Here is a 1814-nt window from a genome sequence, read left to right on the forward strand (position 1 = left end):
CTGAACCAAAATATAAACAACCTTAAAATCAATATTGCCTAAATGCACTACGGGTCCATAAGATATATTTGCATAGTACCTTCTATTGTTTAGAAAAGTATTTGTTTGGTTTCCCCTTTTAAAAGAAGTTAACACCCTGTCTTTTTAAGACTTATTTTACGCCTTAAAAGAAGCATTTACCAACAAATTTAAGTTTAAACAATTCCCCTATTATTTTTCTCAAAAAGCAAAGTTAATAGCACGTTCAATTGAATTTGGCTTTGTTTCAGGCTTGACTATGGTTCCTTTTTTCACCACTTCATTTCTGACTAACCGAAAACGGTTTGTCTTCCTGGGCAACGCCACGGTTGGTAGCTGGTTTGTTGTCCATTTCCAGTTTCAAAATTCCGCCGTTGGTTATTTCGCTGTGTTTTAAAAAATCCCGGTCAAAAGGTTTTCCGTTTAAATTGGCCGTTTTGATGTAAACGTTTTCTTTAGAATTTGCCGGTGCTTCAATGATAAATTTTTTGCCGTTTTCCAGCGTGATCGTTGTTTTTTTAAACATCGGGCTGCCCATCACATATTCATCCGTACCGGGCGTAACGCTGTAAAAACCGAGCGCACTCAACACATACCAGGAAGATGTTTGTCCTTGGTCTTCATCGCCGGGATAGCCGTTTTCGGTTGAATTGTAGAGTTTATACATCGCTTCCCGAGCATGAAACTGGGCTTTCCAGGGTTGGCCAGCGTAGTTGTACAAATAAACCATGTGTTGGATCGGCTGGTTGCCGTGCGCGTATTGCCCCATATTGGCCATTACCATTTCTGTCATTTCGTGAATCATCCCGCCATAAGAACCTACATTTACCCGGTTGGGTTCTGAAAATACAGAATCCAGTTTGGCCGTAAAGTTTTGGTTGCCGCCCATCAAATTGATCAGGCCTTGAATGTCGTGAAAAACCGACCATTGCCAGTGCCAGGCATTGCCTTCTGTAAACGGCCCGCCCCATTCGGCAGGGTCAAAATTTGGCCGCCATTTGCCGGTGTTGTCTTTTCCGCGCATAAACCGGGTCGAAGGGTCGTAAACGTTTTTGTAATTGAACATCTGCCGCGCAAATATCCCGGCATAAAAATCATTGCCCGTCATTTTGGCCAGCTTGTATCCGCAGAAATCATCGTATGCATATTCCAGCGTTTTTGCCGTTGCCTCCCGGTATTGCGTGTACGGCACGTAGCCTAATTCATAATATTCCTTCCAGCCGTCGCGGCCATTTGCCGGCCCCCACGGCCCTTTGTTGGTTGCTTCGTGAAAGTAGGCTTTCAAAGCTTCCTGCGGATCAAAAGTCCGGATGCCTTTTGCCCAGGCATCGGTCAGCAAAGAAATGGCGTGGTTGCCAATCATGCTGCCCGCTTCACTCGGAAAAGACCAGGAAGGCAGCCAGCCACATTGTTCATAAGCATCCAACAAGGCTTGCATGTAGCGGCCATGCATTTCGGGTTGTAAGAGTGTGTTCAGCGGAAATTGGGCACGAAAAGTATCCCAAAAACCAGTATCGGTAAACATATATCCGGGATGGGTTTTGCCATCGTACGGACTAAAATAATAAGGCTTGCCATCTTGGCCGATCTCGTAAAACTTCCTCGAAAATAAACTGGCCCTGAAAAAGCAGGAATAAAAAGTGGCTTTGTCTTCTTCGCTGCCGCCTTCCACCAAAACTTTTCCTAAAGATTTGTTCCAAACCGCAGCCGCTTTTGCCTTGGTTTGCTCCAGCGTTTTATCTCCGCCCAATTCCCTTTGCAAATTTAATTCGGCTTGTTCTAAGCTGATGTAGGAC

The 1814-nt window shown here is 44.7% G+C and carries 1 protein-coding gene; it reads right to left on the reverse strand.

Going from position 1 to position 1814, the window contains the following annotated elements; genetic code table 11:
• Positions 1-298: 298 nt before the first annotated feature.
• A partial coding sequence (locus tag Q0192_RS16090; protein ID WP_299290999.1) for a glycoside hydrolase family 92 protein occupies positions 299-1814 on the reverse strand: 1516 nt, incomplete at its 5' end.

This window comes from uncultured Mucilaginibacter sp., from assembly GCF_937859865.1.
Lineage (GTDB): Bacteria > Bacteroidota > Bacteroidia > Sphingobacteriales > Sphingobacteriaceae > Mucilaginibacter_A.